Genomic DNA, 18,435 nt, shown 5'->3' with positions numbered 1-18,435 from the left:
GGAGAACCACACGTCATGCGCGCAACTCTCAAGCGGCGCACCGGATTCGCCGCCCTCGTCGCGGCGGCTGCGATAGGTGCCCCGGCGATCTCCGCCCACGCCGTCACCGGCGACGCCGAGAAGGACAACACCCGCGGGTTCACCGCCCGCCTGGACATCGGCAACGGGACGAAGGCCTGCACCGGTGCCCTGATCGACCCGCAGTGGCTGGTGACCGCCGCGTCCTGCTTCGCCGACAACCCGGCGCAGTCGATCAAGATCCCGGCGGGTGCGCCGAAGGCGAGGACGACGGCGACGATCGGCCGTACCGACCTCACCACCACCGCCGGATCGGTGCGGGACGTGGTCCAGCTCGTCCCGCACGAGGACCGGGACATCGTCCTGGCCAAGCTGTCCGCCCCCGTCACCAACGTGCGCCCGGCGCAGGCGGCCACGGCGGCGCCCAAGGCCGGGGACAAGCTCACCTTCACCGGCTACGGCCGTACGAAGGACGAGTGGGCGCCGCTCAAGGCCCACAACGGCACCTTCGGCATGCAGAACCCCGCCGGCGGCACCGTCGAGGGCCAGGGCGAGAACGGCGCCGCCGTCTGCGCCGGTGACGCGGGCGGCCCCCTGTTCACCACCTCCGGCGACCAGTCCGTCGTCGCGGCCGTCGCCTCCCGCTCCGACCAGGGCGGATGCTTCGGCATAGACCCCGCGAACACCTCGACGCGGATGGTCGGCACCCGCGTCGACGACCTCGCCGCCTGGATCAACTCCGCGGTCAGCGCCGCCCCGTTCGTCGACTTCAACGGTGACGGCGTCGAGGACAACGCGATCGCCGACCGCCACGCCACGGTCGCCGGGAAGACGAAGGCGGGCGCCGTCCACATCGTCTACGGCGGGGGCAAGGGCACCCAGCAGGTCGACCAGAACCAGTCGTTCGTGCCCGGCGGGGCGGAGGCCGACGACATGTTCGGCTCCTCCCTCGCCACCGTCGACTACAACCAGGACGGCTACACCGACCTCGTCGTCGGCATCCCGGACGAGGACATCGGCTCGGCGAAGAACGCCGGCATGGTCACCCTCGTCTACGGCTCCCCCGACGGCCTGGGCAAGGGCAAGGCGTCGGAGAACTTCGAGCAGGGCAAGGGCAACGGGGAACTGGCGAAGTCGGTTCCGGAAGCCGACGACTACTTCGGCCACAGCCTCACCGCCGGAGTCGCCGAGAGCGGCTACCCGTACATCGCCATCGGTGTTCCCGGCGAGGACATCGGCAAGGTGTCCGACGCCGGCGGCTTCTTCTTCCTCTCCGGTGGCACCAGCTTCTCCTTGGGCCAGGACAATGACGGCGTCCCCGGCGCGGCGGAGGCCGGTGACAACGTCGGCTGGTCCATGGCCGGTGACGACCGCCACCTGGTCGTCGGCACGCCGTACGAGGACATCGAGGCGCGCAAGGACGCCGGTGCCGCCTATGTGTTCAAGCTCCCGGCGCAGGCCGGGCAGAAGCCGGTGTACACGCACGGCGTCACCGAGAGCGCGGCCGGCGGCGCCACGGCCGGGGCCCGGTTCGGCGAGTCCGTCTCCGTGGTGTCCTACCTCACCTCGTCCGGCGCCCGTGAGTCGGTCTTCGCCGTCGGCGCCCCGGGCGACACGGTCAACAAGCGTGCGGGTGCCGGGTCGGTGACCACCTTCCGTATCGACAGCGCGGGCAAGGTCACCAAGCAGGACCTCCTGTACCAGGGCAAGGACGGCATCGTCGGCGGCGCGGAGACCGACGACCACTTCGGCCAGACCGTCGCGGCCGTCAACACCGCCCCGAACAAGGCCGGCAGCCGGGAGACGGTGCGCCTGGCCGTCGGCGCGCCGGACGAGGCGCTGGAGGACGTGACCAACGCGGGTGCGGTGCACATCATCCCGCTGATCGGCGGCAACCCGGGCGACGGCGATGTGTGGGTGCAGGAGGGGCCGGACAACGCCGCCGGCATCCCCACCCCGTTCGCCAAGGACCGTCGCTTCGGCCGGGTCCTGGCCGTGACCGGTACCCACCTCAACGTCGGCGTGCCGGGGCCCGGGTCGGGCATCGCCTACAGCGTGCCGTGGGCGAACCTCTACGGCGGTCCGAAGCAGCCGGTGACGGTGTTCCAGCCCGGTAAGGACGGCATCCCGGCCGGTGGCGTCTCCTTCGGGTCCGCGCTGCCTTTCTCTCCCCGCTAGTTCCCTCTCCACCCGCTGGTGCTGCGTCGCCAGTGCTGCGCCTCCGGTGCTGCGTCTCCGGGGCTCCGTGGCTCGTGCCCTCAGCGCGAGCCACGGAGCCCCGACAGACTGCCGGGCAACGTGGCCGAAGCCGTACAGAGTGGCGGTGTCACGGGTCCGCGGCCGCTCCGTACGCTGGCCGTATGACCCCTCAGCTGACCCCCCAGCACGCTGATCCGCAGGCCGGCGCGGCCGTGAAGGCCGTCGACCGCGAGCATGTCTTCCACTCCTGGTCCGCACAGGGCCTGATCGATCCGCTGGCGGTCGCCGGCGCCGAGGGCTCGTACTTCTGGGACTACGACGGCAACCGCTACCTCGACTTCTCCTCCCAGCTGGTCAACACCAACATCGGCCACCAGCACCCCAAGGTCGTCGCCGCGATCCAGGAGCAGGCGGCGAAGCTCTGCACCGTCGCGCCCGGCTTCGCCGTGGACGTACGGTCCGAGGCCGCGCGGCTGATCGCCGAGCGGACGCCCGGCGACCTGAACAAGATCTTCTTCACCAACGGCGGCGCGGAGGCCGTGGAGAACGCGGTCCGGATGGCGCGGCTGCACACCGGCCGTCCCAAGGTGCTGTCCGCCTACCGCTCGTACCACGGCGCCACCGCCGCCGCGATCAACCTCACCGGCGACCCCCGCCGCTGGCCCTCCGACACCGCCTCGGCGGGCGTCGTCCACTTCTGGGGCCCGTTCCTGTACCGCTCGCCGTTCCACGCCGAGAACGAGCAGCAGGAGTGCGAGCGCGCGCTGGCCCACCTGGAGCAGACCATCGCCTTCGAGGGCCCGCAGTTCATCGCGGCGGTCGTTCTCGAAACCGTCCCCGGCACCGCCGGGATCATGGTGCCGCCGCCCGGCTACCTCGCCGGCGTCCGCGAGATCTGCGACCGGTACGGCATCGTCCTCATCCTGGACGAGGTGATGGCGGGCTTCGGACGGACGGGCGCGTGGTTCGCCGCCGACCACTTCGGGGTCACGCCCGACCTGCTGACCTTCGCCAAGGGCGTCAACTCCGGCTACGTCCCGCTGGGCGGTGTGGCGATCAGCGCCGAGATCGCCGCGACCTTCGACCAGCGCCCGTACCCGGGCGGTCTGACGTACTCCGGGCACCCGCTGGCCTGCGCCTCCGCCATCGCGACGATCCAGGCGATGGCCGAGGAGAAGATCGTGGAGAACGCCGCGGAGATCGGCGAGAAGGTCCTCGGGCCGGGGCTGCGGGAGATCGCCGAGCGGCATCCGTCCGTCGGCGAGGTGCGCGGTCTGGGCGTCTTCTGGGCGCTGGAGCTGGTCAGGAACGAGGAGACCCGCGAGCCGCTGGTGCCCTACAACGCCTCCGGCGCCGCCAACGCTCCGATGGCGGAATTCGCCGCGGCCTGCAAGCGCGGCGGCCTGTGGCCGTTCGTGAACATGAACCGGACGCACGCCGTCCCGCCGTGCACGATCACCGCGGCCGAGGCGGCGGAGGGCCTGGCCGCGCTCGACAAGGCGCTGACGGCGGCGGACGAGCACATGGGCTGAGCCATCGGTCGGCCATCGGCTGAGCCGCCTCGTAGCGGCGGTCCGGGTCCTGCCGTCCCACCACGGGCGGCGGCAGCACCCGGCCCTCGCCTATCGTGGGCGGGTGCCGCACCCACGATCGCGGCCGGGGACGTCGAAGGAGACGCACACGATGGCCGCCGGCGGAGGCAGTCCAGTCATACGTCGCAGCACCCTGCGTCAGCAGATCGCCGACGCGCTGCGCGACGAAGTGCTGGCCGGCCGGCTGCCCTCCGGCCACCCCTTCACTGTCAAGGAGATCGCCGACCAGTACGGCGTCTCCGCGACGCCGGTGCGCGAGGCGCTGCTCGACCTCTGTGCCCAGGGCCTGCTCGACGTCGAACAGCACCGCGGCTTCAAGGTGCGCGCCTTCACCGCGGACGACTTCCGCGCCATGGTCCAGGCCCGCACCCTGATCGTCGAGGGGATCTTCCGCAGCGACGCCGAAGGGGCGCTGCGTACCGCCCCCGGCCCGGTGCTGGTCTCCATCCGGCGCCGCGCCGAGGAGGCCGAGCGGGCCGCGCGGGCCGGTGACCTGGACGTGCTGATCGGCTACGACCTGCGGTTCTGGCGCGAGCTGAGCAGCGTCGTGAACAACCCCTACATCAGCGAATTCCTGGACCGGATCCGCGTCCAGACCTGGATGTTCGCGGTCCCCCTGCTGCGCCGCGAAGCCGATCTGCGGGGCCACCTGTGGCAGGGGCACAGCGCGCTGGCGGACGCCCTGCTCCGGCACGATCTCGATACGGCCCAGCGGCTGATCGCGGAGTACAACGAGCACGCCCTCGCGATCCTGGGATAGCCCCCGGCGCTTGGGGGCAGAGGTCGGCCGTCGGACAGTGTTCGACTCGCTCTCGTCGGACGGCGTGGCTGCCACTACGCTGTCCGCCTCGGCCGTAACGGGCCGTATCCGCAGCCGTACGTGCGCACCCGTAGCCGTACGTGGCCGGTGTCTCCGTCCCCGACCGGAAGCGAGCCCTCACTCGTGGCATGTGACCTGTGGCTGGTACCCCTCGTCGATGTGCTGTGCCACAGCCCCGACAACCCGTTCTCCGAAGAGATCGCCGCCTACGACAAGGCTCTGACGGAGGCGGGACTGCCCACCGTCCCGGTCTTCAGCTATATGCCGGGACTGTCCGGCGATGTGGCCCCCGTCGCCGGCTTCGACTACGACGCGCTGCACTTCCTGCGCCGCGCCTACCTGCTGCGGCTCTGCGGCCTGGAGGTGACCCCGGTCGACGAACTGGGCGGCGACTACGAGCAGTTGCTGGAGATGTTCGAGACCACCGCGCGGCAGTCCCACCTGGTGTGGCACTACGACCACGCGGGCGCGTACGTCCCGCTCGACTTCCCGCATCCGCTCGGCAACGACGAACTGCTGGAGGGCGGCGGCCCGCTGGGGTCCTCGCACGGTCTGCTCCGCGAACTCGAACTGGTTGCGCCATGCCTGGGCATCGATCCGGCCAATCCGCCGGCCGCCCCCGCGCCACCGGCCGGTCCCACCTCTCTGGAGGAGCGGGTCGGCGCGCTGCCACTGGACGGCGGTCCGTTCGCCCGGGAGCGCCATGTGTGGCTCGGCCTGCACGCGGCCGCCACCAGGAGTCTGGGGCAGGGGTCCATGATCGTCTTCAGCTGAGCCTATCGGCCATGCTCCGGCGGCCGCTGCCGCGGCATGTTCGGCCGGGTGCGGTGCGGGACCGCGAACCGCCCCGGCGCTCCCGCGTTCTCCGGCCGCGGTGCCGCCCACGACACCGCCGCCTGGGCGGCCTGCGGGGCCGGACCCGCCCCGAACTCGGCCATCCAGTCGGCCGTTTCGGCCCGTACCAGCTCCCCGAGATCCTCGTTGAACCGCCGCAGTGCCCCTAGACAGCGCTCCGCTGCCTCGCTCGCCGTGCCCTCGGCCGGCCCGAGCACCTCGCGGACGCTCTCCGCGGCCCAGTCGAACTGCAGCGCCTCCAGGCGCCGGTGGATCGCCTGGGCGGTCGCCAGATCCCGCATCCAGCCGGTCGTCAGCCCGAAGTACCGGTCGCAGCCCACGCACACCGCCGCCAGCAGCAGCGACAGACAGCCCCAGGGCGCCCCGCCCGCCCAGACCCCGGCCAGATCCAGCAGCGGCAGCACCCCGCCCACCGTGACACCGGCCGCGGCGCCCAGCCGCAGCGCCCGTGCGCCGCGCCGCTTGCCGATCCGGTCGTGCAGGTACCAGTCGGCGGCGCGCAGGGCGCCCTGCTCGGTCCACAGGTACAGCGCGTCCAGCCGGTCGGCCGGCTCTCCCCAGCCGCCGGGCGGAAACGCCCGGCCCGCGAGATCCGGCCGGCCGCGGCGCCGGCTCCCGTGCCGCCGAGTGAGGCCGCCGCCCTCCCGAGGGGGCCCGTCGGGCTGCATTTCCGGCTGACTCACCCGTGCTCCCTCTCTCTGCTCTCTACGCCCTCTGGACATGGATGTGGATGTGGACATGGATGTGGATACGGATATGGATACGCGCCGTTACATATAGATACGCGTGACATAGGGATACGCGTGTGTGCGCGGGATGGATACGTGTGCGCGGGGGGCGGATGGACGCGGCGCAGGGGGTGGCGTGGGGTGGCCTGGCGGTGGCCGTGGTGCGCAGCCCCTTCCTACCGTCGTACGGCCGACCTCGGCCCCAGATCACGTGATTTCCGCCCATAAGTGGTGCGGTGTCCGGTGGCGGACAGCCCGCTCTCTCACCCGAAAGAGTTGCCCCCGCGAGAGCTGCCCGAAAGGCCGCATCGACGGAGGGGCCTGCGGCACCGGCGGAGGATCCCGTCGTATCGGCGGAAGGGTCCGCGGTACCGGTGGCGGATTCCGGCCACCGTGCCGCCTTTGTGTGATCCGGGGAAGGGCGACGTCCGGCCGCTTGGTGCGTTCGTCTAGGCTGCCACCGTGAAGGTCCTCGTCATCGGCGGCGGCGCCCGCGAACACGCCCTGTGCCGCTCTCTGTCCCTCGACCCCCACGTCACCGCGCTGCACTGCGCCCCCGGCAACGCCGGTATCGCCGAGGTGGCCGAATTGCACGGGGTCAACGCCCTCGACGGCCAGGCCGTCGCCGACCTCGCCGCCGGCCTGGAGGCCGATCTGGTCGTCGTCGGCCCCGAGGCCCCGCTGGTGGCGGGTGTCGCGGACGCCGTACGCGAGCGCGGCATCCCGGTCTTCGGCCCCTCGGCCCAGGCCGCCCAGCTTGAGGGCTCCAAGGCGTTCGCCAAGGACGTGATGGCCGCCGCGGCGGTCCCCACGGCGCGCAGCTACGTCTGCGCCACCCCGGAGGAGATCGACCGCGCCCTGGACGCCTTCGGGGCGCCGTACGTCGTCAAGGACGACGGCCTGGCGGCCGGCAAGGGCGTCGTCGTCACCGAGGACGTCGAGGCCGCCCGGGCCCATGCGCTGGCCTGCGACCGCGTGGTGATCGAGGAGTTCCTCGACGGTCCGGAGGTCTCGCTCTTCGCGGTCACCGACGGGGAGACCGTCGTCCCGCTGCAGCCCGCCCAGGACTTCAAGCGCGCCTACGACGGCGACAAGGGGCCGAACACCGGCGGTATGGGCGCGTACAGCCCGCTGCCCTGGGCCGACCCCCAGCTGGTCGAGGAGGTCATGGCCAAGGTCCTGCAGCCCACGGTGGACGAGCTGCGCCGCCGCGGCACCCCGTTCTCCGGGCTGCTCTACGCGGGCCTGGCGATCACCTCACGCGGGGTGCGGGTGATCGAGTTCAACGCCCGCTTCGGCGACCCGGAGACCCAGGTCGTGCTCGCCCGCCTCAGAACCCCGCTCGGCGGTCTGCTGCGCGCCGCCGCCACCGGCGAGCTCGCCGCCCTGCCGCCGCTGCGCTGGAGCGACGATGCCGCTGTGACGGTCGTCATCGCCTCCCACAACTACCCGGGGACGCCGCGCACCGGCGATGTCATCGAGGGGCTGGCCGAGGTCGCCGCGCAGGACGCGCCGGAGGCGTACGTCCTGCACGCCGGCACCAAGCGCGACGAGGCGGGCGCGGTGCGCAGCGCGGGCGGCCGGGTGCTGTCGGTCACCGCCACCGGCGCCGATCTCACCGTCGCCCGCCGGCGCGCCTACCGCGCGGTGGACCGGATCTCCCTGGAGGGGTCCCAGCACCGTACGGACATCGCCGCCAAGGTCGCGGCGGACGTGGCGGCGGGCGCCTGACGCGGCTGCGTACCGGGCGCGGGGCGCCCGGGGACGGTGGCGCGGCCCGGGCGCGGCGGGCGCCTGGGCGCATCTGGGCACATGGTGACGCGGCCTGGGCCACGGCTTTCCGGAGCCCGGGCAAACGGGTTCCGGGCCACACAGGTTCCCGGCTTTGCCCAAAGCCATTCCATCGAGTGACCACACCAGATTCCGGCTGACGAGACCCACACCCCCAACTAGGGTGCGGCGCAAGCGTCCTGCGGTCGCCGTGCCGTTCTGCGGCACGTCTGCCGCGGGGACGTCCGGCAAGTGGCTCACCGGCATTGCGATGTCAGTGGCCAGTGCCACAGTGGTGGTGGGCGAGCTCGCTCGCACCGCACAACGCGCGAAGAACAACGCGCGATGCCACACCGCGCAATGTTCGAAGGCGTCCGTCCCGTGTTCTCTCCGTCCGGCTCCAGCAGGACAGCAGGGGGTGTACAGGCCCGTGGCAAGTCCGGAAACACCCGTGGCAGGTCCGGAAACAGGCGTTCTGGCGGCGCGTGCCCGCGCCCTCGCCGTGCTGCGGATCCGCGGTGCCGCGCTGGCGGTGGCGCTGCTGCCCGCCGCCGTGGCGGTGGTGCTGTCCGCCGGCCGGGCGACCGGCCGGCTCGGCGCGGGCGGCGGCTGGGACCTCGTCCGCTGGGCCGCCGGCGGTCTCGCGGTGGTCAGCCTGCTGCTGGCGGCGCTGGTCACCGGCGTCGTCGCGCGCGCCCGGCCCGCGCTCAGCCCCTCGGTGCCGATCTCCGAGAAGTCGGCCCCCGGCCTCTACCGGCTGGTACGTGACCTGGCCGAGCGGCTGGAGGTGCCCGCGCCGTCCTCGATAGCCCTCACGCCGGACTGCGACAGCTGGCTGGAGGACCGTACGCACCGCTCCCACCGCCCGCCCCATCGCGACCGGCCCGCCCCGGCCGAGGCCCGCCGGGTGGCCCCCGAGGCCCCGGTCCTGGTCATCGGCTCGCCGTTCCTGTGGTGGATGCGGGTCGCCGAACTGCGCGCCCTGCTGGCCCCGGTCGTCGCCGGCACCGGCCCCTCCGCGCATCCGGACATAGCCGCCGCCCGCCGCTTCATCCGTGGCCTGGACGCCGCCGTCGCGGACGCCGCCCGCGCCCGCGGTCTCTTCCGCGGACCGACGCTCCGCTTCGCCGGCCGGGTCGCCCGGATGCTGCTGCGGGCCTGCCGCGAGCACGCCACGATCATGGAGCGGGCCGTCGCGGCCGCCGCCTCCGAGCGCGCTCAGACCGTCGACTACGGCCTGCGGATCGTCGCCCAGGAGCAGGTCGGCCTCGCCTACGCGGGCTGGGACCGGCTGCTGACCCGGGTCGCGCTGCCCGCCTGGCGGATGGGCCGCTGGCCCTCCCGGCTGGACGCCGGTGTGGTCTCCGCGCTCACCGAACTCTCCCGCCGCGACCGCCTCGCCGACGGCTTCGCCGCCCGTCTGGGCGAGCGCCCCGCCTGCGATCTCCTGGAGGAGCCGGGCGCCGTCGACCGGGCGGCCTCCTTGCTGGCCGCCCGCCTCTTCCACGGCGGCCCGCCCGAACCGGGACCCGACTGGTCGCCGGTCGGCTGGCACCAGTACCCGGAGGAGGTCGTCGACCGGAAGTGGCGCCTGGAGGCCGCCCGCCTCCACCGCGTCCTCGACGAGCTTCCGGCGCTGCCCCTGAAGGCCGCCCCCGCCGCGGCGCCGGACCCCGCTCCGGCCGCCCCGCCCCTCTCGTACGCGGGCAGTGCGGCCCGTACGCCTGCCGGCCACCGGCCCGTGGCCCGTCCGCCCGGCGACGGCCACCCCGCCGGCCCTTCGGCCGCCCCCGCGAGCCCCGCGGCCGCCCCCGCCGACCACCACCGCACCGACGAGCCGATGGCGCCGCCCCAGGGCCCCACCCTGGCCCGGGTCATCGACCGGCTCGCCCATGACGAGGGCGCCGGCGACCTGGTCGCCGCCCGCCTGGGCGCCGAGGTCGAGCGGGAGGAGGCGGCGCGCCAGGCCGCCTGCGGCGACCGCACCGCACAGGACGCCGCGCTCGGCGTGGCCTGGGGCGACGGCATGGTCGAGGGCGGTCTCCCGCTATTTCCGCTGCAGCCGCCCCGTACGGGCCGCGAGCTGCTCGCCGACCACGTCACGGCCATGGTCTGCTGCGCCGCCGTCGACACCGCCGGCGCCGTGCCCGGCCTCGACTGGCTGGACGGCCCGGCGCTGCTGGTCGACGGCGCCCGCCGGGCCGACCTGGGCAGCCCCGTGCTCAGCCTGGTCGACGACGGCGACGCGGAACCGCTCCGCGGCTGGCTGACCACGGTCGGCGTGCGCCCCGAGAAGCCGGTCCGGCTGGTGTGACCCGGGTGGTGGGCCGGGCCGCGCGCCGGGGCGTGCGCCCGGCCGCGCGCCGTCGGCATCGCCGGGGCGCGAACAGAAGTGCGGCCCCGTCACCCGCCACCCTTCGATTCCCCGGCTGAATGTTCTCTTCCAGTTCGCTTTTCGGGGGTCAAGGCGCCTAAATTCACAACGAAGGGTGACGGAGCGAGCGCGTAATGTGATGTGCTGGGGGGATGGCCGGGTTCACCCGGCCGGATGCAATACCGGCCCGATCGGCCGCGACCAATGGGGGACGCGGGAGGGGAGCGGAAGGTGGCGACGGAACGGATCAGGCGCTGGGAGTCCGGCGCCCTCGCCCACGCGGTCACGGACCCGTTCGGGCAGGGGCCGCTGCCCTGGCTGCGCGGCAGCGAGGGCTACTTCGACTCCGGCCGCGTCGTCCCCTGGTACGTCGACTCCGTGGCGGCCCAGGGAGATCCGCGGCTGCCTGCTCCCCGCAAGCACAACGGCCCGCGGACCGCCGATGACGTCCGCCGCCAGATCAAGGGCTTCGCCGGCACCGGCGCGGTGGCCCCCGGCGACGCCATCGACTTCCGGGTCTCGGTCGACCCGCCGCAGCCGTTCAGCATCGACGTCTACCGCATCGGCCACTACGCCGGCGCCGGAGCCGCCAAGATCACCACCAGCCCGCGGCTGTCCGGCATCGTCCAGCCGCCCCCGCTGGCCGTCGACCGCACGGTCTCCTGCCACCACTGGTGGCTGTCCTGGCGCCTCCAGGTCCCGACGTACTGGCAACTCGGCGCCTATGTCGCGGTCCTGACCACCGCCGACGGCCACCGCTCCCACATCCCCTTCACGGTCCGCGACGACCACCCCGCCGACCTGCTCCTGCTGCTGCCCGACATCACCTGGCAGGCCTACAACCTCTATCCGGAGGACGGCCGCACCGGCGCCAGCCTCTACCATGCCTGGGACGAAAAGGGCGCCCTGCTCGGCGAACAGGACGCGGCCACCACCGTCTCCTTCGACCGCCCTTACGCCGGAGCCGGCCTGCCCCTGCACGTCGGCCACGCCTACGACTTCATCCGCTGGGCCGAGCGCTACGGCTACGACCTCGCCTACGCCGACGCCCGCGATCTGCACGCCGGCCGGGTCGATCCGTCCCGCTACCGGGGCCTGGTCTTCCCCGGCCACGACGAGTACTGGTCGGCGCCCATGCGCCGTACGGTCGAGCTCGCCCGCGACACCGGCACCTCCCTGGTCTTCCTCTCCGCCAACACCATGTACTGGCAGGTCGAGCTCTCCCCCTCGCCCGCGGGGCCGGACGCCCTGCTCACCTGCCGTAAACGCCAAGGCCCCGGCCGCCCCGTCCTCTGGCGCGAACTGGGCAATCCCGAGCAGCGCCTGATGGGCATCCAGTACGCCGGACGCGTTCCCGAACCGGCCCCCCTGGTCGTCCGCAACGGCGGCCACTGGCTGTGGGAGGCCACCGGCGCCCACGAAGGCGATGAACTCCCCGGCCTGGTCGCCGGCGAGGCCGACCGCTACTTCCCGCGCACCAGCCTCCCCGAACACACCCGCCGCATCCTGCTCGCCCACTCCCCGTACCGCGACGGCGAGGGCGCCCTCCGCCACCAGGAGACCTCCCTCTACCGCGCCCCCAGCGGCGCCCTGGTCTTCGCCTCCGGCACCTTCGCCTGGTCCCCGGCCCTGGACCGCCCGGGCCATGTCGACGAGCGGGTCCAACGGGCCACGGCGAACCTGTTGGACCGCATCTGCAAACGCGACTAGCCGCGCATGGCCGGTTTCCCGCGTTTTTGGCTTTCCCACCGTTACGCCTGCGGCGGGCTGTTGCCGCTGCGCGGGGCTGTACGTCGCGGGGCCGGACCTCCGGACTGTCGTCCTGCGGTCCGGCCCCTCCCTTGGGTGGGTGGGGGAGTCGTCGCTTCTGCCGTCGTCGATGCTGCCGGACGCTCGCCGTGATGCCGCCGGACGCTCGCCGTCGCGGCTGATCGCCGTTGCGGCAGGACCCGCGAGGTGAAGGGCGTTCCGGATGGGGGAGAATCGGAGGGACTCCTGGATCAAACTACGCGGAGGAAGCGTGTCCGGTTTTGTAGAAAAGCCTGAACCTGTGGAGGTCCCGGGGCTCACCCACCTCCACACCGGCAAGGTGCGCGACCTCTACCGGAACGCCGCCGGTGACCTGGTCATGGTCGCCAGCGACCGCATGTCCGCGTACGACTGGGTGCTTCCCACCGAGATTCCCGACAAGGGGCGGGTCCTCACCCAGCTGTCCCTGTGGTGGTTCGAGCAGCTCTCCGACCTCGCGCCCCACCACGTCCTGTCCACCGACGTCCCGGCCGGGGCCCCCGCCGACTGGGCGGGCCGCACCCTGGTCTGCAAGTCGCTGCGGATGGTGCCCGTCGAGTGCGTGGCCCGTGGCTACCTCGCCGGCTCCGGCCTCGTCGAGTACCGCCGGTCCCGTACGGTCTGCGGCCTGCCGCTCCCCGAGGGGCTCACCGACGGTTCCGAACTCCCCACGCCGATCTTCACCCCGGCCACCAAGGCCGCCGTCGGCGATCACGATGAGAACGTCTCCTACGAGGAGGTCGCCGGGCAGGTCGGCGCCGATGTCGCCGGACGGTTGCGGGAGGCCACCCTCGCCCTCTACAGCCGGGCCCGCGACATCGCGCGTGAGCGCGGCCTCATCCTGGCGGACACCAAGTTCGAGTTCGGCTTCGACGGGCAGGCGCTGACCCTGGCCGACGAGGTCCTCACCCCGGACTCCTCGCGCTTCTGGCCCGCCGACCAGTGGGAGCCGGGCCGCCCCCAGCCGTCCTTCGACAAGCAGTTCGTCCGTGACTGGCTCACCTCGCCGGCCTCGGCCTGGGACCGTACGGGCGAGCTGCCGCCGCCCGCGCTCCCCCAGGAGATCGTCGAGCGCACCCGCGCCAAGTACATCGAGGCCTACGAACGCCTCACCGGCGTCAGCTGGTCATAGGCAGCCGCGAAACGAGAAGGACCCCGGCCACCGGCCGGGGTCCTTCCCACCTTGAGCGGACGACGAGGCTCGAACTCGCGACCTCAACCTTGGCAAGGTTGCGCTCTACCAACTGAGCTACGTCCGCATGCCCCGCATCGGGCTCCTGGGATCAGTCGCCACCGCGCGGTGCGGGGTCCACTATAGCCAACCTCGCTCGCGTGCGAGACGCGCCGCCGCATGACGGTTCTCCGCGCCCAGCTTCGCGGTCGCCGACGAGAGGTAGTTCCGTACGGTCCCCGGCGACAGCGCGGCCCGCTCGGCGATCTCCGCGACCGGCGCCCCGGCCTCGGCGAATTCCAGCACCTCCGTCTCCCGGACCGTCAGCGGTGATTCCCCGGCGCTGATCGCGTCCGCCGCCAACTCCTGGTCCACATAGCGGTTTCCCGCCTGGACGGTACGGATGATCTCCGCCAGCCGCTGCGCCGACACGGTCTTCGGGAGGAATCCCCGGACCCCGGCCTCCAGCGCCCTCTTCAGATGACCCGGCCGGCCATGACTCGTGACGATCATGGCCCGGCACTCCGGCAGTTCCTTCCGCAGAGATGTGGCCACCGCCACACCGTCCGCCCCCGGCATCTGCAGATCCAGCACTGCCACATCCGGGCGGTGGGCCCGGGCCATCGCCAGCGCCTCGGGCCCCGAGGCCGCCTCCGCGACCACCAGCAGATCGGCCTCCAGGGAGAGCAACGCCGCCAGCGCTCCCCGGATCAGATGCTCGTCGTCCGCCAGCAGCACCCGGATCACCCCGTCACCTCCTGTGTCACTCACCCCGTCGCCCCCATAGTTGTCATCGGCAGCTCGACCGTCAGCCGGTACGAGCCCTTGCGGACCAGGCCCGAGGTCAGAGTCCCGCCCAGCGGCTGGATCCGCTCCCGCAGGCCCTTCAGGCCGCTGCCGGAGGCGGCACCGGCCGCGGCGGCCCCTTCTTCCCCGGCCCGCGGACCTTCCTCGGCCTCCGGACCGCCCACCCCGTCGTTCTCCATCGTCATGACGAGCATCGAGCGCTCCGGGTCGATGCGGGTCCGCAGCGCACAGGTCCGGACGTCCGCGGCATGCCGCAGGACGTTGGTGGTGCCTTCGCGGACCACCCAGCCGAGCGCCGATTCCACCTCCGCCGGCAGCGGTACGCCCTCCTCGCCTTCTATACGGCAGTCGACCCCGGCCGCGCGCAGGATCGAGCGGGCACCGGCCAACTCCGCCTGCAGATCCGCCTTCCGGTAGCCGCGTACCACCTCCCGTATCTCCCGCTGCGACTCCTGGGCGATCCGCTGCACCTCCGTCATCTGGGCCACCGCCTCCGGCCGCTCCCGCTGCGCCAGCTGGACGGCCAGCTCGCTCTTCAGCGCGATCACCGCCAGGTTCCGTCCCATCACATCGTGCAGATCCCGGCCGAACCGCAGCCGCTCCTCGGCGACCGCGAGCCGCGAGGCGGTGCCGCGCGCCTCGTCCAGCTTCCAGAACACGGAGAGCAGCCAGCCCGTGGGCCGCGCGATCACGAAGCTCCACAGACCCGCGAAGGCCACCATGGCCGCCATTCCCAGCCCACCCAGCCAGGAGCCCGTGAACACGGGCAGCAGGACCCCCGTACCTGCTGCCGTGCCGGCCAGCGCTCCCAGGAACTGCCGCTTGGACACCACCAGGCAGTGGGCCTTGTAGAACGGTGTGAGGGTCGCGGCAATCACCATGAGCACCGTGGCCTGGTGCTCCTCGCTGATTCCACCGACGCAGAGCAGCGCGCACAGTGCGGCCTCGCCGAGCACGGTGATCAGGCCCGAGACGAGCAGCAGTGCACGCGGCGTGGCCCCTCGGTTGAGGTACCGGTCCAGGGCGCGCTTCAACAGGGGGGCGGCCAGTCCGCCCTGCGCCAGACTCAGCCCCGCGGCCACTCCCGCCAGGGTTATCGTCAAGGGGCGGCCCGTCAGGCCGGCGACCGGCACCACTCCGGACAACGTCAGGAACGCCGCTATCCACGGGATGCCGTTGAGCGTCCACCGGAAGTAGGCGTCGACCACACGCATCTCGTTGCGCCGCTTCCATATCGTCCGTACCCGTCCGAACATGTGCTGTCCGCCCCCGTCGTACCGCTCGCGTTACCTCGTGTCGTGTGCCGCCGGGACGCCCTCGGCCGTCAGCGGCGCGGTTCCCAGCGGAACCACCGCTGCACAGCAAACAGTGCGATCCCGCTCCAGGCCAAGCCGGTGAGCAGATGCCCCACCATCTCCTTGGCGCTTCCGCCGCCCGTCCAGCCCGCCCGTATCAGCTCCATCGCCGGGGACATCGGCAGCAGCCCGAGCACATCGCCCAGCACCCCCGGGACGACGCCGAGGGGGACGACCATTCCGGAACCCATCAGCGACACCATCATGAAGGGCAGAACGGCCATCTGAGCCGCCTCGGTCGACTTGGCGAGGCGCGAGGACACCGCCGCGAACCCGACGACCACCACCAGGCCCAGCGCCAGCCCGGCGATCAGGAAGTGCGGCGAGGTGGGGAAGCCGACGTCCAGGAGCGCACCGCCCAGGGCCACGAGGATGACGCACTGCGCCACTCCCAGGAGCACCGAGGGCAGGGCCGTGCCGGCGAGTATCTCCCCGTCCCGCAGCTCTCCCGTGCGCAGCCGCTTGAGGACCAGCTCTTCGCGCCGGGCGACGTAGGCGCCGGTCAGCGTGGAGTAGATGCCGAAGAGCAGGACGTATCCGAGGGTGGCGGGCAGCAGCATCGTGCCGACCGTGAGTCCCACGCTGTCCAGCGGCATATCCGCGACTACCCGTTTCATGGCGAAACCCATGACGAAGGGGATGAACAGCGAGGTGTACAGCGCGGACTTGTTGCGGCCGAGCAGTGTCAACTCCGCCCGCCCCAGGGAGAGAAGACGTGCTGTGGCACCGACCGGTGCCTGCGCTCCGGTGCGTACCGTGGTGCGTACCGTGTCGCTAACGTCCTGCACGCTTGCGCTCATTCCTTCTCCAGCCCCTTCGCAATCTGCAGAAATGCCTCTTCCAGGGATGCCTGCCGGACGTCCAGACCGCCCAGCGCTATCCCCTTCTCCCGCGCCCAGACCAGTACGCCGGTCGCCGTCCGCTGGAGTTCGTCGGTCCACAGCCGGACCGTGTGCCCGTCCGTCTCATTGCTGACCGCGCCCAGCTCCGACAGCGGGGGGAGATCACCGAGGTGGTAGCCCTCGGGCAGCTCGAAGGAGATGCGCGAGGGGTGTGCGGCGACGACATCCGTGACGTGTCCGGCCGCCGCTATCCGCCCCTTGTGCATGATCGCCAGCCGGTCCGCCAGCTCCTCGGCCTCCTCCAGATAGTGCGTGGTCAGCACGATCGTGGCGCCTCTGTCGCGCAGCTCACGGACCAGTTCCCAGGTCTCATGGCGCGCTTCGGTGTCCAGCCCGGTCGTGGGCTCGTCCAGGAACAGCACGTCCGGTTCCCCCAGCAGCGCCAGCGCCAGATCCAGCCGCCGCCGCTCACCACCGGACAGCTGCTTGACCCGTACGTCCTTGCGCTGCGTCAGCCCCACCCAGCTCAGCGCCTCCTCGACCGGCCGCGCCCCGCTGGTGCACCCCGCCCACATCCGGACGGTCTCCGCCGGAGTCAGCTCGGACGGAAAGCCGCCCTCCTGCAGCATCACGCCGATCCGGGGCCGGATCGCGGCCCGCTCACGGAACGGATCGTGCCCCAGGACCCGGACCTGCCCGCCCGTGGGCGCGGCCAGCCCCTCCAGCAGCTCGAGGGTGGAGGTCTTGCCCGCGCCGTTCGTCCCCAGCAGGGCGAACAGCTCCCCGCGTGCGACCGAGAAATCGACCCCCCGCACGGCCTCGAAACCCGACTTCCCGGCCGGCGGGCCCCCTTCGCCCGGCGCGCTCCGCCCCCGCTGCCCCCGTTTACGCGCCGCATGCCCGGCGTTGCCGTACGACCTGCGCAGCCCTGTGACGTCGATCACGGCGGCGCCGGATCCCGTGCCGGACCCCGCCCCGGAGCGCCCCGCACCCCCGATGTTTTTCTCCCCGATGTTCATGACTACAGCGTCCCGCCGGATCATGATTCCGGGCCGTGCGGCCTGTCATCGCAGCTGATGACAAATGTCAGTTGTGATCACCAGGGGGAGCGGCGAGGAAGGTGATGGCTCAGGAATGCAGAAGGCCCCGGTCATGATGACCGGGGCCTTCTCTTTCTGAGCGGACGACGAGGCTCGAACTCGCGACCTCAACCTTGGCAAGGTTGCGCTCTACCAACTGAGCTACGTCCGCAGGCATCCACTCGGCTTTCACCGAGCGGCGCGACAGCTACTCTACCTGATCCAATGGAGTGGTCGAGACTGTCAGAGCGGGTGACAGGGATTGCACACTGCGCCTCCCCCTTGGAAAGGGGGCGCTCTACTACTGAGCTACACCCGCGTGACTCCGTGAGGTCCGGCCTTCCGGCCTCGCCCCTCGGCGTGCTCCAGACTCTAGCTGATCAGTGGGGGTGCTGTGCAACTCCGCTCCGCCCGGCCCGAGCGATGCCGGCAAGTCGGTTAGTGGTTGGCCGCGTTGAAGGCCTCGTAGACCTTCTTGGGGATCCGGCCGCGCGGCGGGACGTCCATCTGGTGCGAACGTGCCCAGGCCCGGACGGCCGCCGGGTCGGGGGTCACCGCGGTCCGGTGGTACGCCTTGCCGGACTTGGCCCGCTTGCGGCCGGCCTCGATGAAGGGAGCGAGGGCGCCGCGCAGTTTCTTCGCATTGGCGGGATTGAGGTCGATCTCGTACGACTTCCCGTCCAAACCGAAGATGACCGTCTCTGCGGCTTCTCCTCCGTCGATGTCATCGGAGAGCGTTACTACTACGCGCTGCGCCACGGATATCGGTCCTTTCATGGAGCTACCCCTTGTTGACATGGGGTGATGCCCCGGATCCGGCTGATTGGGATCAATGCTTTTTCATTTGTACAGCGATGGGCATTGCATTGTGAAGCCCAGTTAATTTCGTCAGCGTGTCTTCCCGCAATCCGGACTCGGGATCTTTTCGATGATTTTCCCTTGGAGTGCTCGGGCCGATACCTGGCCGTGATCGGGGCCGCTGTATATCTATGCGCGTAGATTTTCGAACACGGTACTGTGAGGGAACCGCTTACGCA

General features: G+C 71.9%; 14 protein-coding genes and 3 tRNA genes. 8 read left to right on the top strand and 9 right to left on the bottom strand.

Going from position 1 to position 18,435, the window contains the following annotated elements; genetic code table 11:
* Positions 1-15 precede the first annotated feature (15 nt).
* From ACFY12_RS12550 to ACFY12_RS12535, 4 genes are all read left to right on the top strand, one after another.
* Complete coding sequence (locus ACFY12_RS12550) at positions 16-2,196, top strand: trypsin-like serine protease (protein ID WP_390715770.1); 2,181 nt, start codon at positions 16-18, stop codon at positions 2,194-2,196.
* Positions 2,197-2,378: 182 nt separating this feature from the next.
* A complete protein-coding gene (locus ACFY12_RS12545; RefSeq protein ID WP_390715769.1) occupies positions 2,379-3,749 on the top strand; it encodes an aspartate aminotransferase family protein in 1,371 nt (456 codons plus the stop codon).
* 151 nt (positions 3,750-3,900) lie between these two features.
* Complete coding sequence (locus ACFY12_RS12540) at positions 3,901-4,569, top strand: GntR family transcriptional regulator (RefSeq protein ID WP_390715768.1); 669 nt, start codon at positions 3,901-3,903, stop codon at positions 4,567-4,569.
* 183 nt (positions 4,570-4,752) lie between these two features.
* Positions 4,753-5,403 carry a hypothetical protein gene (locus tag ACFY12_RS12535; RefSeq protein WP_390715767.1) on the top strand — a complete coding sequence of 217 codons (651 nt, stop codon included), beginning with the start codon at positions 4,753-4,755 and terminating at the stop codon, positions 5,401-5,403.
* A gap of 2 nt (positions 5,404-5,405) precedes the next feature.
* Here the strand turns inward: ACFY12_RS12535 and ACFY12_RS12530 are convergent, their stop codons facing one another.
* The gene (locus ACFY12_RS12530) at positions 5,406-6,167 is read right to left on the bottom strand and encodes an SLATT domain-containing protein (RefSeq protein WP_390715766.1); all 762 of its coding nucleotides are present in this window, start codon (positions 6,165-6,167) and stop codon (positions 5,406-5,408) included.
* A gap of 507 nt (positions 6,168-6,674) precedes the next feature.
* On the opposite strand from ACFY12_RS12530, the gene purD reads away from it, so the two are divergent.
* The 4 genes from purD to ACFY12_RS12510 all read left to right on the top strand — a co-directional run bounded on the left by purD (position 6,675) and on the right by ACFY12_RS12510 (position 13,276).
* Positions 6,675-7,943: a phosphoribosylamine--glycine ligase gene (gene purD, locus ACFY12_RS12525; protein ID WP_390715765.1), complete on the top strand. Its 1,269-nt coding sequence runs from the start codon at positions 6,675-6,677 to the stop codon at positions 7,941-7,943.
* A 490-nt stretch (positions 7,944-8,433) separates the two neighbouring features.
* The gene (locus ACFY12_RS12520) at positions 8,434-10,296 is read left to right on the top strand and encodes a hypothetical protein (RefSeq protein WP_390715764.1); all 1,863 of its coding nucleotides are present in this window, start codon (positions 8,434-8,436) and stop codon (positions 10,294-10,296) included.
* 291 nt (positions 10,297-10,587) lie between these two features.
* Entirely contained in the window at positions 10,588-12,066 is a 1,479-nt protein-coding gene (locus ACFY12_RS12515) for a N,N-dimethylformamidase beta subunit family domain-containing protein (protein ID WP_390715763.1), read from the top strand.
* Between the two features lie 310 nt (positions 12,067-12,376).
* Entirely contained in the window at positions 12,377-13,276 is a 900-nt protein-coding gene (locus ACFY12_RS12510; protein ID WP_390715762.1) for a phosphoribosylaminoimidazolesuccinocarboxamide synthase, read from the top strand.
* Positions 13,277-13,330: 54 nt separating this feature from the next.
* Here ACFY12_RS12510 and ACFY12_RS12505 read toward each other — a convergent pair.
* From ACFY12_RS12505 to ACFY12_RS12470, 8 genes are all read right to left on the bottom strand, one after another.
* Positions 13,331-13,403, bottom strand: a tRNA-Gly gene (locus ACFY12_RS12505).
* 53 nt (positions 13,404-13,456) lie between these two features.
* On the bottom strand, positions 13,457-14,059 hold the full coding sequence (locus ACFY12_RS12500) for a response regulator (RefSeq protein ID WP_390716255.1): 603 nt from the start codon (positions 14,057-14,059) through the stop codon (positions 13,457-13,459).
* A 23-nt stretch (positions 14,060-14,082) separates the two neighbouring features.
* Positions 14,083-15,336 (bottom strand): histidine kinase, encoded by a 1,254-nt coding sequence (locus ACFY12_RS12495; RefSeq protein ID WP_390715761.1) that lies wholly within the window; start codon positions 15,334-15,336, stop codon positions 14,083-14,085.
* Positions 15,337-15,446: 110 nt separating this feature from the next.
* Entirely contained in the window at positions 15,447-16,265 is an 819-nt protein-coding gene (locus tag ACFY12_RS12490; protein ID WP_390715760.1) for an ABC transporter permease, read from the bottom strand.
* An 8-nt stretch (positions 16,266-16,273) separates the two neighbouring features.
* Positions 16,274-17,338 (bottom strand): ABC transporter ATP-binding protein, encoded by a 1,065-nt coding sequence (locus ACFY12_RS12485; RefSeq protein WP_390715759.1) that lies wholly within the window; start codon positions 17,336-17,338, stop codon positions 16,274-16,276.
* A gap of 159 nt (positions 17,339-17,497) precedes the next feature.
* Positions 17,498-17,570 (bottom strand) — tRNA-Gly (locus ACFY12_RS12480).
* 75 nt (positions 17,571-17,645) lie between these two features.
* Positions 17,646-17,717 (bottom strand) — tRNA-Gly (locus ACFY12_RS12475).
* Between the two features lie 119 nt (positions 17,718-17,836).
* Entirely contained in the window at positions 17,837-18,157 is a 321-nt protein-coding gene (locus ACFY12_RS12470; RefSeq protein WP_390716254.1) for an Lsr2 family protein, read from the bottom strand.
* Positions 18,158-18,435 lie beyond the last annotated feature (278 nt).

Origin of the sequence: Streptomyces sp. NPDC001339 (assembly GCF_042895955.1) — a bacterium.
Taxonomy (GTDB): domain Bacteria; phylum Actinomycetota; class Actinomycetes; order Streptomycetales; family Streptomycetaceae; genus Streptomyces.
Note: the sequence above shows the minus strand (reverse complement) of the source record. Positions and strands in the feature narration are given on the sequence as shown.

What these genes read in the sequence shown, in the direction of transcription:
- ACFY12_RS12550 (WP_390715770.1), top strand. Translation starts at nt 16, where the DNA reads ATGCGCGCAACTCTCAAGCGGCGCACCGGATTCGCCGCCCTCGTCGCG.
- ACFY12_RS12545 (WP_390715769.1), top strand. Translation starts at nt 2,379, where the DNA reads ATGACCCCTCAGCTGACCCCCCAGCACGCTGATCCGCAGGCCGGCGCG.
- ACFY12_RS12540 (WP_390715768.1), top strand. Translation starts at nt 3,901, where the DNA reads ATGGCCGCCGGCGGAGGCAGTCCAGTCATACGTCGCAGCACCCTGCGT.
- ACFY12_RS12495 (WP_390715761.1), bottom strand. Translation starts at nt 15,336, where the DNA reads ATGCGTGTGGTCGACGCCTACTTCCGGTGGACGCTCAACGGCATCCCG.
- ACFY12_RS12485 (WP_390715759.1), bottom strand. Translation starts at nt 17,338, where the DNA reads ATGAACATCGGGGAGAAAAACATCGGGGGTGCGGGGCGCTCCGGGGCG.